The sequence below is a fragment of the Actinoplanes octamycinicus genome, from assembly GCF_014205225.1.
Taxonomy (GTDB): domain Bacteria; phylum Actinomycetota; class Actinomycetes; order Mycobacteriales; family Micromonosporaceae; genus Actinoplanes; species Actinoplanes octamycinicus.
On sequence record NZ_JACHNB010000001.1, the window covers coordinates 8,079,306 to 8,093,016 of the forward strand.

Here is a 13,711-nt window from a genome sequence, read left to right on the forward strand (position 1 = left end):
TGTTCCGGAACTGCCGCCGTGCCACCTGGCCGGCGGAGGCGGTGCCCCCACCGTGACCAGCCGGCACACCAGATGGCTGTGGTCAGGCCGGGACGTGCTCGTCGGCCAGTTCTGCAGCGATCGTCCGCAGGACGGGAAGCAGTTGTCGCAGCTCGTCACGGAGGGCGGCGACGGTGGTGTCAGGTTCGGGGAGCTTTCCGGCGCGGGCGGTGTGTTCCAGATCGGCGAGCAGGGCGGCGAGAGTGGTGGCGCCGAGGTTCGCCGCGGAGCCCTTCATCGCGTGAGCGTGATCGCGGACCGCTCCGGCGTCCCCGGTGGTGAGCAGTTGCTGCAGTTCGGTGACGCTGTCCGGGGTTTTGCTGATGAACGAGGTGAGGATCCGGTTCAGCAGCCGGCGCTCCGCCGGTCCGGGGTCTCCGTCGGTGATCTCGTCGAGCCGGGTCCGGATGGCGTGCTCACGGGCTTGCGGGACGGCTGGCTCGGTGACCGGCTTGCCGGCGGGGTCGCCGTCGCGCGGCGTGCGGTCGGCGGCGGAGTCGAGTGCGGCGGCCAGGTCGCTGGGACGTACCGGTTTGGCGAGGAAGTCGTCCATGCCGGCGGCCGCGCATGCTGCCCGGTCTTCCTGCAGGGCGTTGGCGGTCATGGCGATGATCCGCGGTTGGCGGGCGCCCGGGATCTCGGCGCGGATGCGGCGGGTGGCGTCGAGGCCGTCGAGGACGGGCATTTGCATGTCCATCAGGACGACGTCGTAGTCGGCGCGCAGCATGGCGTGCACGGCTTCCAGGCCGTTGGCGACCGCGTCGACGCGGTGACCGAGCTTGGCGAGCATGGTCTGGGCGACCTTCTGGTTGATCTGGTTGTCCTCGGCCAGCAGGATCCGCAGGACGCGGGCCGGCCGGGCCACCGGTGGTGCGGTAGCGGGCTGCGCCACGCCGGCCGCCAGCTCGGGAGTGAGGATCTGCGTCAGCGTGGTGCGCAGGGTTGCCGGGCGTACGGGTTTGGCCATGACGGCGGCGAACACGTCGCGCTGGCCTGGCTCGGGACGCCAGGTGACGCTGCTGAGCAGTACCAGCGGCATCAGCGTGACGCCGGTAGCCGCGGCACGCGCGTGAAGCATGTGGGCCAGCTGCAGGCCGTCGGTGTCGGGCATGTGCATGTCCAGTACCGCCACGTCGAAGGCGCCGCCGTTGTCGATCGCGGCGAGTGCCTCGGCTGCGCCGCCGACGGCGACGCAGGTGATGCCCCAGCTGGTCAGCTGGGTTTGCAGCACGGCGCGGTTGGTGGCGTTGTCGTCGACGATCAGGACCCGCCGGCCTGCCGGGGTCGCCGGCACGGTGTCGGCCGGTTGTGGGCAGGCGTGCAGCATGACGGTCGTGGTGAAGGTCGAGCCGACGCCTGGCGTGCTGGTGACGGTGATGTCGCCGTCCATGGCCTGGGCGAGGCGGCGGCTGATCGCCAGTCCGAGCCCGGTTCCGCCGTAGAGGCGGGTGGTGGAGTTGTCGATCTGGCTGAAGGAGCGGAACAGCCGGTCGGTGCGGTCGGCGGGGATACCGATCCCGGTGTCACGCACGGCGAGGTGCAGTCGTACCGCTTCGTCGCCGTGGTGCTCGGCGGTGGCCGTGACGACGACTTCGCCGGTGGCGGTGAACTTGACCGCGTTCGACAGCAGGTTGACCAGGATCTGCCGCAGCCGGGTGACGTCTCCGCGCAGCAGAGCGGGACACGACGCGTCCACCTGGGCGATGAGTTCCAGGCCTTTGTCGGCGGCGTGCACGGCGACCAGGGCCAGCGAGCTGTCGATGCAGTCGCGTAGCTCGAACGTGGCGTCTTCCAGGTCCAGCTGCCCCGACTCGATCTTGGAGAAGTCCAGGATGTCGTTGATGATCACCAGCAGTGCTTCGCCGCTGTCGCGGACGGTGGTCACGTACTCCCGCTGCTCCGCGGTCAGCTCGGTGTCGAGCAGCAGTCCGGTCATACCGATGACGGCGTTCATCGGGGTGCGGATCTCGTGGCTCATCGTGGCCAGGAACGCTGATTTCGCCTGGGCCGCGTTCACCGCTTCGTCGCGGGCGGCGAGCACGGTTTCGGTGGCGGTGTTCACCGCCTGCGCCATCTCGGTGATTTCTGCCGTGCCCTGGACACGGTGCTGCGGCGCCTGCTGGCCGGCGATGACCGCCCGCGCGGCGGCGGTCACGCCGGAGATGCTCTTGCTGACCTTGCGGGTGGCCCAGCCGGCGCCGGCGCCGACGAGCAACGCCGCGGCCAGCGAGCCCCACAGGATCACCCGGCGGGTCTGTGCCCCGGCGGCAGCGCTGGCCTGCAGGTGCCGGTCCAGCACCTGCTGCTCATGCCGGCGCATCGCCTCGATCGTGTCTTCGACGCGGGTCATGTAGGCGGCGCCACGGTCGGTGTTCACGACCGTTTGCGCCGCGGCGAAGCCGCGGGTGCGGCGCAGCGTGACAGTTTCGGCGAGCTCGTCGAGTTTGGCGTGCAACGGTGCGCGCAGCTGGGTCAGCAGGCGCCGTTGCGTGGGGTCACCGGCGGTGAGCTGCTCGATGACCGTGACCGTGCCGGGTATCGCGGTGATCGCCTCCTGGTACGGCTGCAGGTACTGCTCGTCACCGGTGATCACGAAGCCGCGCTGGCCGCGTTCGGCGTCGTCGACCTGGCTCACCAGCCGGGACAGCTCGGCCAGCACCCGGTGTGCCTGCTCGACCGGCACCCGGTCGTCCACCAGCGATCCGATGCGCACGAAGGCGCTGCCACCGACGATCACCAGCGCTGCGACCGCACACACGTATCCGGCGGTCAGCATCCGTGCGATGGTCCATCGGCGCAGCCGGCCCACCAGCCGGGACGCGAACGCCGGCCGGCGGGTCGGCAGACTCCTTGTCGCGATCACACAGCAGTCATCGTCGGCCGGCTGACCATTTCAAGCGGGCTACCCGAACCGCAACTCCACCCGCCGATGACCTCACCTCGGCACCTGGTCCGAGTGCCGCCGGGACCCTACGACGGGTGATCTCCCGTCGCTGACCACTCCCGGGCCGGCTCCTCGACGCGGGCCTGCGCCCGCCCCAGCATCCGGATCGGGCGGACCGCCAGCAACGCCAGGCCGGTGAGCAGCCCGGCCACCGCGCCGACCAGCAGCACCCGGTCGGTGCCGAAGGCGGCGACCGCCGGGCCGGCCAGCGCGCTGCCGATCGGGTACATGCCGACCGAGCCGGCCACCTCGTAGGCGTGCACCCGGTTCAGCACCTCCCCCGGCACCTGGGTCTGCACGCTGGTCGCCCACATCACGCCCCACACCCCGATCCCGGCGCCGACCACGACCTGGGCCACGGCGAGCAACGCGACCGGCCAGCCGAGCACGATGCCGAGCGGATAGATCGGGTAGCCCAGGATCGCCACCGCGCCGGCGGCCAGCGGCCGGGCCGGCTTGTACCGGATCGCCAGCAGGCCGCCGGCCACGGTGCCCGCCCCGAGAGCGCAGTTGAGCAGGCCGAACGCGGTCGCGCCGTGCGCCGGGACGAGGACCCCGGCGGCGACCGAGAGCTGCGGGCCCCAGGAGAGCACGGCGAAGCCCATCCAGATCACGATCACGCCCCAGAGCCAGGTGCGGGACCGGAACTCGTGCCAGCCGACGACCAGGTTGCGCCACAGTCCGGCGCCGGCCGGCGGGGCGGGCACCGCGCCGAGGCGGAGCGCCAGCAGGCAGGCCGCGCTGGTCCCGTAGGCCACCGCGGAGATCAGCATGACGCCGCCGGTGGCGCCCAGGCCGACCAGGGCGCCGGCCAGCGCCGGGCCGGCCAGCCCGGTGAGCGCCTCCGAGGTGCGCAGCACGCCGTTGGCGCCCTGCACGTCCCGGGACACCAGCGGGACGGTCGACGCGGCGCCCGGCTGGAACATCGCGTTGGCGGTGCCGGCCACCACCAGCAGCGCGTAGAGCTGCCAGAGGTGGTCGATGCCACGTAGGAAGAGCCCGGCGAGCAGCACGTGGGCGGCGAGGTTCGCCAGGTCGGCGGCGATCATCATGCGGCGGGCGGTGAACCGGTCGGCGAGCACGCCGCCGAAGAGCACCAGCACGGCGAACGGGCCGACCAGGAAGGCCATCGCGTAGCCGGCGACGTCCAGGGCGTAGCCGGCGCTGAGCAGGCCGGCGGCGACCGCGACCGGCAGCATCGCCCAGCTGAGCAGGCCCGCGCTGCGGGCGGTGAAGTAGTACCGGAAGTTGCGGGACCAGATGTCCGGCTCGATGCGGCTCATATCGAGGGACGTTACGTGCACATGCATCTAATGCACAAGAACTAAATGAGCACGCATCTAGTGCAGGTGCATGTGATAGGGTCGGCACATGGAGGATCTCGTCGGCCAGTGGCGGCAGCTGGCCGCCCGCCAGGTGCGCATCGGCAACGCGCTGGAGCAGGTCCTCACCCAGCGGCACGGGCTCAGCTGCCACGAGTTCGAGGTCCTCGATCAGCTCGCCGAGGTCGCCGAGGGCGGCAAGCCGCGGGTGCAGGACATCGCCGACGTCGTCCCGATCACGCAGAGCGCGCTGTCCCGGCTGATCGGCCGGCTGGAGCGGCAGGGCCTGATCGAGCGGCGGCTCTGCGAGGCCGACCGCCGCGGCATCAACGTCTTCCTCACCGAGGCCGGCCGGGCGCGGCACGCCGAGGCCCACCCGACCTACTGCGAGGTGCTGGCCCGCGAGCTGCCCGCCGAGCCACCCGCCCGCCCGCTGGGCCTCGGCAAGATCGTCACTCCAGACTGAAAACCGATTTCCGGTACGAGATACCGCGCCGCCCACCCGGAAGGCGGACCGACCGAGATCGTCGCCGGTGGGCCGCGCGGCTCGAACCGGCCGGCCCCTCCTCACCCGGGCCGCCTGCTGCCTGGACGTCCTGCGCACCGGCGGTGATCCGGTCCTGCGGTAGGTTGGCCGCGTGAAGGTGATCGAGGGCCGGCTGATCGAGACGCCACTCGAGGCGGGTGTGGAGCGGCGCGCCTTCGGCGAGTTCGTCGGGCCGCACGGCGAGCTCGCGTCGTACGCATTCGGCTGGGCGACGGCGCACGAGCAGGACGTCGCCCGGCTGACCGTGGGGATCGGCGCCGGCAACCCGGGAGGCGGCAGCTTCCACGCGATCATCTTCAGCAAGGACGGCAGCTACGCCTGCTCGCTGGTCGACGAGCCGTTCGAGCGCGTGCCCGAGGGCGGTCCCGACCTGACCGCTGCCGAGGCCCGCGCGCACGAGGACCTGCCGTTCATCTGGTGGGTGGTGGACCGGGTGATGGAGCGCGACCGCCGCGCGCGGTGGATGAAGCATTGGCTGCTCGGCACCACCAGCATCCAGACGGCCGAGGTCTTCGCGCGGACCGAGCCGATCCTGTACGTCAGCCACGACGCTGATGACGGCCTGTGGCAGCTCATCGGCGCCAGCGACGCCGATCCGGCGACGGGCCGGATCAGCCATCTGCACCACGCCGTGGAGCACGACCCGACGCTGCTCGACGTGCTCGACCTGGAGCCGGGCGAGAGCGCGTACCGGAGCGGCCCGCACACTCCCTGGACCAGCGAACCGTCCGCTTAGCCTCGACCCGCCCGGGCGGCACTGCGGACCGCGTCCACCACCGGCTCGAAGACCCCCACCGAGCCTGGGCGGCACCATGACGACCGGACGCCGAGCCGCGCGGGTCACCGTGGACCGGAGCGGCTCGACGTCTCGCCGTGCCCGATGCTGATCAGCGGCAGCGCAGCCAGGTGAAGTGGTAGATCGTCTGGATGCTGCCGTCGGTGGAGTCCATCGTCAGGTAGCTCACGTCGGTGGAGCTGCCCTTGGTGACCCGCAGCTCGGTGTTGATGTTGAGGTTGCGCTGCTCGCCGCAGGGCCGGAAGACCTGCGCCGCGATCGGCACCTCGTCGGTGGCGATCCAGTTGTCGTCCAGGGGCGCGGCGATCGCGTGGTTGGCGTAGCTGCCCACGGTCATCCCCTGGAAGTAGTAGTTGGCCCGCTGCTGGGCGGTCGCGCCGCGCTGCAAGAACCCGTATCCCCGGTAATCGACCTTGGCGATCGCGAAGGTGTACCCGGAGGGCGCGTTGACCAGCACGTTGAGCTGGCAGTTCTTCCGGTTCTCGGTGACCGGGACGCCCGGGCCGGCCTGCGCCAGGTAGGCGCTGTAGATCGCGGTGAAGGCGGAGTGGTCCGGCGAGACCGCCACATCGGCGGTGCCCGGCGCGCAGCCCGAGCCGGCCATCGCCACCAGTTCGATGGAGAGGTCGCCGGTGGGCGGCGGATCGGTGATGACGAGTCCCGCGGACGCCGGCGACGCCAGGAGCAGCGACGATGCGAGCACGGCGAGAGCAACACATCCGCGCGTTAACAACCTTTTCATTTCTTTCCCTTCGGGCTCGGGGACGGGCCAGCACAAGCTATTGACTGTCTTCAATGCGAGTCAACAGCGATCGAACGAATCAATTGATTTCTTCGTGCCTGCCGGGAAAGAGGTCGACCGAGGCCAAACCAGCGCAAAAGAGTCTTATCCCTCTACCTTACGCGGCTTAAGCGGGGTTTCACCCGGCAGCCGGAGCGATCGGTGATCATTTATAGATTGATGCTTGTGCATGCCTTATGGTCGCCACTACGGTGTTCGCGGATGCAGCAGCAGCCATTCTGGAATCGTTCAAAACCGCGCCCGGCCCATCCCCCCTGCTCCGGAAGGAATTCCATGAAGAACAGCAAACGTGTGATGACGGCCGTGCTGATCACGGCCCTCGCGTTGCCGCTCGGCACGCCCGCGCACGCCGCCCCGGCAGCCGACGCGGCCGCGGCCGCGATCACCGTCGAGGTGATCGCCAGCAGCGGGTCCGGGTGCGCCGCGGGCACCGCCTCGGTGGTCGGCAACGGCGACAACACCGGGTTCCGGGTCCGGTACCGGGACTTCGTGGCCGAGGCCGGCGGCGACGCCGGCGTCGCCGACCGCCGCAAGAACTGCCAGCTCGGCGTCCTGGTCAGCATCCCGGACGGCTGGACCATCGCGATTGCCTCGGCCAACTACCGGGGCCGGGCCGCGCTCAAGGCCGGCGCGAGCGCCCTGCAGCGCACCAGCTACTACTGGCAGGGGTCGTCGGCGACCGAGCGCAAGGACGTGACGTTCAGCGGCCCGCTCAACGGGCTCTGGACCACCTGGGACGTGGCGCCCGTGCTGACCTATGCCGCGTGCGGCTCGCAGAGCGTCCTCAACATCAACACCGAGCTGCGGGTCAGTCCCGGCTCCTCCACCGGCACCAGCACGATGTCGATGAACAGCACCGAGGGCGACGTCGACACCCTGTTCAACTACAGCGTCTCCGCCTGCTGACCGCGCCGGCCGGCCGAGGTGTGGGGCGCCGAGCCGTTCGGCGCCCCCTCCCGGTCACCGGGTGATACGGACGTCGTCCACGTAACCCCGATAACCGCCGGTCGCGGCCGGCTGGTCGTACCCGATGTCCAGCTGCACGATCTTCTTGCCGGCGGCCACCCCGCCGATCGGGACGCTGACCAGGTTCCAGGTGTCGAGGGTCAGCTTGCCGCACTGGTACGCCGGATGGGCCCGGTTGCCGCGCTGGTCCTTGGTGCCGGAGTCACGCAGGCTCTTCCGGGCGCCGGTGGCCGGGTCCACCCAGATCAGGTCGACCGCGACGCACGAGCTGTTGCTCCCGGTGGCCATCCCCCAGCTGGTCGCGCCGCTCTGTGGGTAGATCCAGTAGGACAACCGGCTGGCCGGTGTCACGGTCAGCTCACCGAAACCGAAAACCCTGGTGTACGCGTACGACGAGCTGGCATTGGTGTCCTTGCCGGAGTACATCAGCACCCGTCCACCGGAGTGCGCGCCGGTCGGGCTGGTCCCGTTGAACAGCTCCGGCCCGGTCAGCGTGCCGGTGATGCCGCCGACGTTGCGCAGGCCGCCGCCGGGCGCGGTGGCCGAGACCGAGTTGGTCCAGGTGTTGCCGGCCTGGAACTCCTCCACCCCGCTGGCGAACAGGTCGCTGGAGTTCCAGCTCGCCTCCGCCTGGCCCGCGGGCTGGAGCACCAGCGCGCCGTCGTCGCCGAGCCGCAGCGTCGAGACGCCCCGGCCCTGGCTGCCGGAGGCCCAGAGCGGCCGGTCGGCGTAGTCGTACAGGACCAGGTTGCCGTCCTGCTGGTTGGTGAGCCGGTACGCCTTCTGGCCGCCCTGCGCCCACACCGCCTTCGGCGTGCCGCCGCGCAGGTCGTAGAGGACCAGGTTGCCGTCCGCCTGCATCCAGAAGGTGTACTGCCCGTTCGCCGCCTTGAGCGCCGCGCCGCGGAACAGCGAGCGGCCCGGCGCCAGCGTGGGCAGCCAGTCGTCGCCGTTCAGCACGCCGCGCAGGTCGCTGTACATCGGCTCCTTCGGCCGGCCGGCGTTGTCGCGCAGCCCGAAGTGGCACTCCCCGTCGCGCGGGTTCCGCACGCACAGCTCGTGGTCGGCCGCGGTGTCCTGGAAGGAGTAGAGGAACAACGGTCCGGTGTACGGCCGGGACCGCCACATCCGGACACCCTCCTCCAGCGCGTCCCGCACCCGCTCCACGGTCTGCGGCTGCCGCGAGCCCTCGCTCGGGAAGCCGAACTCGGTGCCCCAGATCTTCTTGTCCGCGTCGCCGTTGCGGACCATCACGTCGCGCAGCGCGGCCAGGCCACCGCAGAGCGGGTCGTCCGGCCCGAAGCCGGACCAGTAGCGGTACCAGTTGACCGTGCCGTGGCAGGGATCCTGCGCGTACGACGGGATGTGCCCGCCGGTCCAGTCCGGGTACGGGTGGTAGGCGACCGCGTCCATGAACCTGGCCTTGCCGCTGCGGTAGCCGTACTCCAGCCAGTCACTGGCCTCGTTGTCGTTCTGGATGACGCCGTCCTTCTCGTAGACGTCGCCGCCGCCCGAGCCGCCGGCCAGCACCACGCAGGCCGGGCACCCCGCGTCGATCTCCAGGTAGGCGTGCTCCACCAGCTCCCAGTAGCGCTGCATCCGGGTGGTGGTGCTGTTGTCCCCGAAGCTGGCGAACCGGGCGAAGTTCGGCTCGTTCCAGATCTCGTACGCCTGCACCTTCGGCCCGAAGTGCGCGACGGTCTGCCGGACGATGCTCTTCCAGGCCTCCGTGTCGGTCGGCAGCCAGTGCGGCTCCCGGCCGCCGTTCGCCCAGGTCGGCGCGTAGTCGAGGATCAGCAGGACGCGGACGCCGCGCGCGTGGGCGGCGTCGATGTTCTGGTCGAGTTTCTGCCAGTTCAGCTCGCCGTCGCGGGTCGGCTGGACCCGATCCCACTGCAGGTCGAGGCGGACGATCGGCTTCTTGTCGCCGAGGTAGTCGTCCATCGCCGCGATCCGCTCCGGCCGCCCCTCGGTGTCGCTGCCGTCGCTGAACCCGACGTCCGCCGCCGTGAACACGTACGGCTCGGCGACCGCCGCCGGCGCCGCCGAGCCCGGTGCCGCGATGCCGAGAAGAGCCCCCACCACGACCGGAATGACGCTCCACGCCGTGATCCGTCTCATCGATCCTCCCCCGATGCCGCCCGGCCCCCGCCGGCGCGGCATCGAACGGTATCAAGGTGCTCGACGGGGCGATGGTGCCCGGCCCCGCGCCACTGCGGGCGACGCCAACACGCCGAACACGGCGGCCGCGTCGGACTCCTCCTGCGGGCGGTGTGGCGTGCGCTACATCGCCTCAAGGGCGGGTGTGCCGCGACGACATGGCGCGGCGTGAAGAACAAGGTGATCTGGGTGCTGCTGGGCGCGACGGTGCTGGCGGCGGTCGCGATGTGGTGGCGCCGCGAGACGCTGACCTCCGACATCATCTACTTCGCGTGGGCGGTACCGCTGGCCGTCGCCGTCTGCATCACCGCGGCGCGCCAGCCGGCGAAGCGTAACCGGGTGCCGTGGTGCCTGATCGCCTTCGCCCTGGTTCTGTGGCTCAGCGGCGACACCGTGCAGACCGTGCAGTACTACTCCGGCTACGTGCCGCCGGTCGGGCTCTCGGACGTGCTGTGGCTTTCCGGCTACCCCGCCATGGCAGCCGCCCTTCTGATGATGGCCCGCTACCGGGCGGCCGGCCGCGTCCGCGGTGTCGTGCTCGACGCGCTGACGCTGACGTTCGCCGCCGGGATCGCCGCCTACGTCTACTTCTGCCTGCCGATCATCGCCGAGGGCTTCACCACCCTGGAGAGCGTGACCCCGGCCCTGTACCCCCTCGGCGACGTCATGTTGCTCGCCGGTGTGCTCATGCTGTTCCTGTCCCCCGGGCGGCGCGGCGGACCCACCTACTTGATGCTCGCCGCCGCCACGCTGTATCTGCTCACCGATTCGGCCAACAACGTGCTCTTCTACGTGGTGCACAGCGACACCTCGTGGAGCTTGGACGGCGCCGTCCTGCTCGGCAACTGCCTGCTCGCCTGCGCTGGACTGCACCACCGCAGCGACGAGCTCACCGAGCCGGGCCGAGCCGTCGAGGTGCTGCACCCCGCCCGGGTGCTCTTCCTCGGGGCGGCCCTGGCAACCGCGCCCACCGTCGTGCTCACGCACACCGGGCTGGGTCCCGGCGGCCGCACCATCCTGATGGCGGCCACCCTCGCCTGCATCGCCTGCGTGCTGACCCGCTTCCTGCAAGCCGTCCGCGAACTCGAACGCACTCAGGCCCAATTGGCCTACCAGGCCCGGCACGACCCGCTGACCGGCCTGGCGAACCGCGCCGCCTTCACCGAGCACCTCGAGCAGGACACCGCCGGGGTGCTGCTCTACCTCGACCTCGACGGGTTCAAAGGGATCAACGACCGCGACGGGCACGAGGCCGGAGACGCCGTGCTGCAGGCGGTCGGTCAGCGGCTCAGCGCGGCCGTTCGCAGCAGCGACCTGGTGGTCCGGCTCGGCGGCGACGAGTTCGTCATCGCTTGCCCCGCGGCGGACACCGCATACGGGGAACTGCTGGCGCAGCGGATCGTCGCGGAGGTGTCGCGCCCGGTCGAGTTCGGCGGGCGGCACCTCGTCGTCGGCGTCAGTGTCGGCATCGCCGCGCACACCCATATCTCAACCGGCTCTCGCCACGCCGCGCTGCGCGCCGCCGACGAGGCCATGTACGCGGCGAAGAGCCGCGGCAAAGGCAACTGGGTCGTCGCGGCGTAGCCAACTTCCTTACCGGGCGACGGCCGAGACCCAGCATTGCGTCGAACAGGCTCGGCGGTTGCGCGACGCGGGGTCGCGGACCGCCCGTGCGATCAGCCAAACGCCGCCAACCAGGGCCGGTGGAGCCGCAACAGTGGCAGGATCTGGAGGTACGCGGACCCTACGGTCGCCGATCCAAGACCGTATGCCGCACCGGGCACTAAGGGGCTCCAGATGGTTGACACGGTCAGCCAGGTCGGCTCAGCCGGGCCGAAGGGACTGTTACGCAACAAGAAGATGCGCCGGCATCTGCTGATCAGCGCCAGTGTGCTCGTGGCCGCAATGGCGACGTTCCTGCCCCTGTGGTCGCTGACCAGCAGCAACTTCGACAAGGTCGAGCACCGCGACGCCGTCCGGCAGGCCACCGGGTTGCAGGCGGCGTTGAACGCCCAGGCGCAACGGCTGATCGACTTCGGGATCACCAACTCGGTCTGGAACGGCGCCGTCGACGTCATCCGCACTGGCGACCCCGACCTGGCGCTGAAGAACTTCCCGCCCCACCTGATCGGTGGCGCCTACCATTTCGCCGGGCTGATCGCGGTGAACCGAGCCGGGCAGATCCGCGGTGGCGGCCTGGTGGTCAACGACGTCTACCAGCATCGGCCCGGCCAGTTCCCCGATGCGCCGATCCTGCAACGCATGTGGCAAGCCGACGCCGCCGCCGGGACACCGGCGTGCGGATTCGTCGCCATCGCCGGGGCACCGCACCTGTACTGCGGATTCCCCGTCTACCACACGCACGGCAAAGGCAGCAGCAACGGCGGCTTGATCATGCTGAAACCGGTCGACGCCGCCCTGCTCGCCACCCTGTCCGAGGCAACCGACACCCAGGTGTATCTGAACTCGGACCCCGGCCCGGACCAGGTAGGCCACGGAGAACTCCCCACCTTGCTCGGGCCGATGACGGTCAACACCGATCTCTCCCGCCATGCCATGACCGCCCACGCGACCGTCACGGGCGTCGACGGGCAGGTCGTCAGCCTGCACGCCGCCCGGGACCGGCCCATGCGCGCGATGGCCTCCACCACCCTGCACATGGTGCTGCTGGCCGCTGCCGGGTTCGCCGGCGTCATCGTCGCGCTGATGATCCTGCTGGTCCGCAGCAGCGTCGAGGTACAGGTCGGCCCGCTCCGGCACACCACCGAAAAGATCATGGAGTCCGGTGACCTGAGCTTGCGAGTGCCCGCCGGCGGCGGGGGCCACATCGCTGCGCTCGGCAGCACTATCAACGCCATGCTGGCCGCCCTGCAACAACAGGAACAGCAGATCGTCCAAGCCCATAAACGGGAGGAACAACAGCTGAAGAACCGCCGGCTGGAAAGCCTCGGTCAGCTCGCCGGCGGCGTCGCCCACGACTTCAACAACATCCTCGCGGTGATCAGCAACTACGCCGAGATGATCTCGGAAACGCTGACCGCGCCGGTACCGGACCCGCAGGACCTTGCCGAGGCGCGTAAGGACGTCAGGCAGATCTGCCGAGCCGCCGAACGCGCCACCCGGCTGACCAAACAGCTACTCGCGTTCGGCCGCCGCGACATCATCCAGGCCGAGGTCCTCGACCTCAACCAGATCGTCGGAGACGTCGAGCCGATGCTGCGCCGCACCATAGGCGAACACATCCACCTGGCCACCACCCTGGACCGGCAGCTGTGGCCGGTCCACGCCGACGTCGGCCAACTCGAACAGATCCTGCTCAACCTGGTGGTCAACGCCCGCGACGCGATGCCCGGCGGCGGCACCGTGTGCATCGACACCAGCAACGCCGACCTCGGCGGAGACGACCTCAGCGGCGCCTCTCAGCTGCCGGCCGGCCGCTACGTGCGCCTCCGTGTCAGCGACACCGGCAGCGGCATGCCACCCGAGGTGATCGAACGTGCCTTTGAACCCTTCTACACCACCAAACCACAAGGCTCTGGGACCGGCCTCGGGCTCGCTACCGTGCACGGCATTGTCGCCGCAGCCGGCGGCGACGTGGACATCTACTCCGAGAACGGCATCGGTACCACCGTCACCGTCACGCTGCCCGCCGTCGACACCCCTGCGGACACCCTCGCATCCGACACCCACGACCCCGTCGAACCGGTCGCCGACAGGCCGCCGCACGAGACCATTCTGATGGTCGAGGACGAGGACGACCTGCGGGTCATCACCGGCCGCATCCTCACCCGCGCCGGCTATCACGTGCTGACCGCAAGCGGCGGTGAACAGGCCCTGCATCTCGCCGACACCCACCCCGGCCCCATCGACCTGCTGCTCACCGACGTGATCATGCCGGAGATGACCGGGAACCAGGTAGCCGCCCGCATCGAAGCCACCCGCCCCGGCATCCCGGTGCTCTACATGTCCGGCTACGCCGAACCCGTTCTGGCCGAGAACGGCACTCTTCCCGAGGGCGTCACCATCATCGAGAAGCCCTTCACGAGCGCGCAACTCCTGGACCACATCCGCATCCGTCTCCAGCAAGCCGGGAGCCGGCCGCCAGACGGCTTCTTTGTCAGCCGGTGAGAGCGAC

General features: G+C 70.3%; 9 protein-coding genes. 5 read left to right on the forward strand and 4 right to left on the reverse strand.

Translation table 11 applies throughout. From position 1 onward, the window contains the following. Positions 1–82 precede the first annotated feature (82 nt). Both BJY16_RS36535 and BJY16_RS36540 read right to left on the reverse strand, forming a co-directional pair. Positions 83–2,902 (reverse strand): hybrid sensor histidine kinase/response regulator, encoded by a 2,820-nt coding sequence (locus tag BJY16_RS36535; RefSeq protein ID WP_185044117.1) that lies wholly within the window; start codon positions 2,900–2,902, stop codon positions 83–85. Positions 2,903–3,009: 107 nt separating this feature from the next. Next, on the reverse strand, positions 3,010–4,266 hold the full coding sequence (locus tag BJY16_RS36540; RefSeq protein ID WP_203759024.1) for an MFS transporter: 1,257 nt from the start codon (positions 4,264–4,266) through the stop codon (positions 3,010–3,012). Between the two features lie 88 nt (positions 4,267–4,354). On the opposite strand from BJY16_RS36540, the gene BJY16_RS36545 reads away from it, so the two are divergent. Both BJY16_RS36545 and BJY16_RS36550 read left to right on the forward strand, forming a co-directional pair. Continuing rightward, positions 4,355–4,771, forward strand: a complete 417-nt coding sequence (locus BJY16_RS36545; protein ID WP_185044119.1) for a MarR family winged helix-turn-helix transcriptional regulator — start codon at positions 4,355–4,357, stop codon at positions 4,769–4,771. A gap of 172 nt (positions 4,772–4,943) precedes the next feature. Next, positions 4,944–5,588 (forward strand): hypothetical protein, encoded by a 645-nt coding sequence (locus BJY16_RS36550; RefSeq protein ID WP_185044120.1) that lies wholly within the window; start codon positions 4,944–4,946, stop codon positions 5,586–5,588. 151 nt (positions 5,589–5,739) lie between these two features. Here the strand turns inward: BJY16_RS36550 and BJY16_RS36555 are convergent, their stop codons facing one another. Further along, a complete protein-coding gene (locus BJY16_RS36555) occupies positions 5,740–6,351 on the reverse strand; it encodes a DUF4360 domain-containing protein (protein WP_239177295.1) in 612 nt (203 codons plus the stop codon). Positions 6,352–6,744: 393 nt separating this feature from the next. Here BJY16_RS36555 and BJY16_RS36560 point away from each other — a divergent pair, with 393 nt between their 5' ends. Further along, complete coding sequence (locus BJY16_RS36560) at positions 6,745–7,356, forward strand: DUF4360 domain-containing protein (protein WP_221502078.1); 612 nt, start codon at positions 6,745–6,747, stop codon at positions 7,354–7,356. 54 nt (positions 7,357–7,410) lie between these two features. On the opposite strand, the gene BJY16_RS36565 is transcribed toward BJY16_RS36560, so the two are convergent. Beyond that, positions 7,411–9,537 (reverse strand): cellulase family glycosylhydrolase, encoded by a 2,127-nt coding sequence (locus BJY16_RS36565; RefSeq protein WP_185044122.1) that lies wholly within the window; start codon positions 9,535–9,537, stop codon positions 7,411–7,413. A gap of 207 nt (positions 9,538–9,744) precedes the next feature. On the opposite strand from BJY16_RS36565, the gene BJY16_RS48745 reads away from it, so the two are divergent. Both BJY16_RS48745 and BJY16_RS36575 read left to right on the forward strand, forming a co-directional pair. Continuing rightward, entirely contained in the window at positions 9,745–11,160 is a 1,416-nt protein-coding gene (locus BJY16_RS48745; RefSeq protein ID WP_185044123.1) for a GGDEF domain-containing protein, read from the forward strand. 213 nt (positions 11,161–11,373) lie between these two features. Next, positions 11,374–13,704 carry an ATP-binding protein gene (locus BJY16_RS36575; RefSeq protein ID WP_185044124.1) on the forward strand — a complete coding sequence of 777 codons (2,331 nt, stop codon included), beginning with the start codon at positions 11,374–11,376 and terminating at the stop codon, positions 13,702–13,704. Positions 13,705–13,711: the final 7 nt, after the last annotated feature.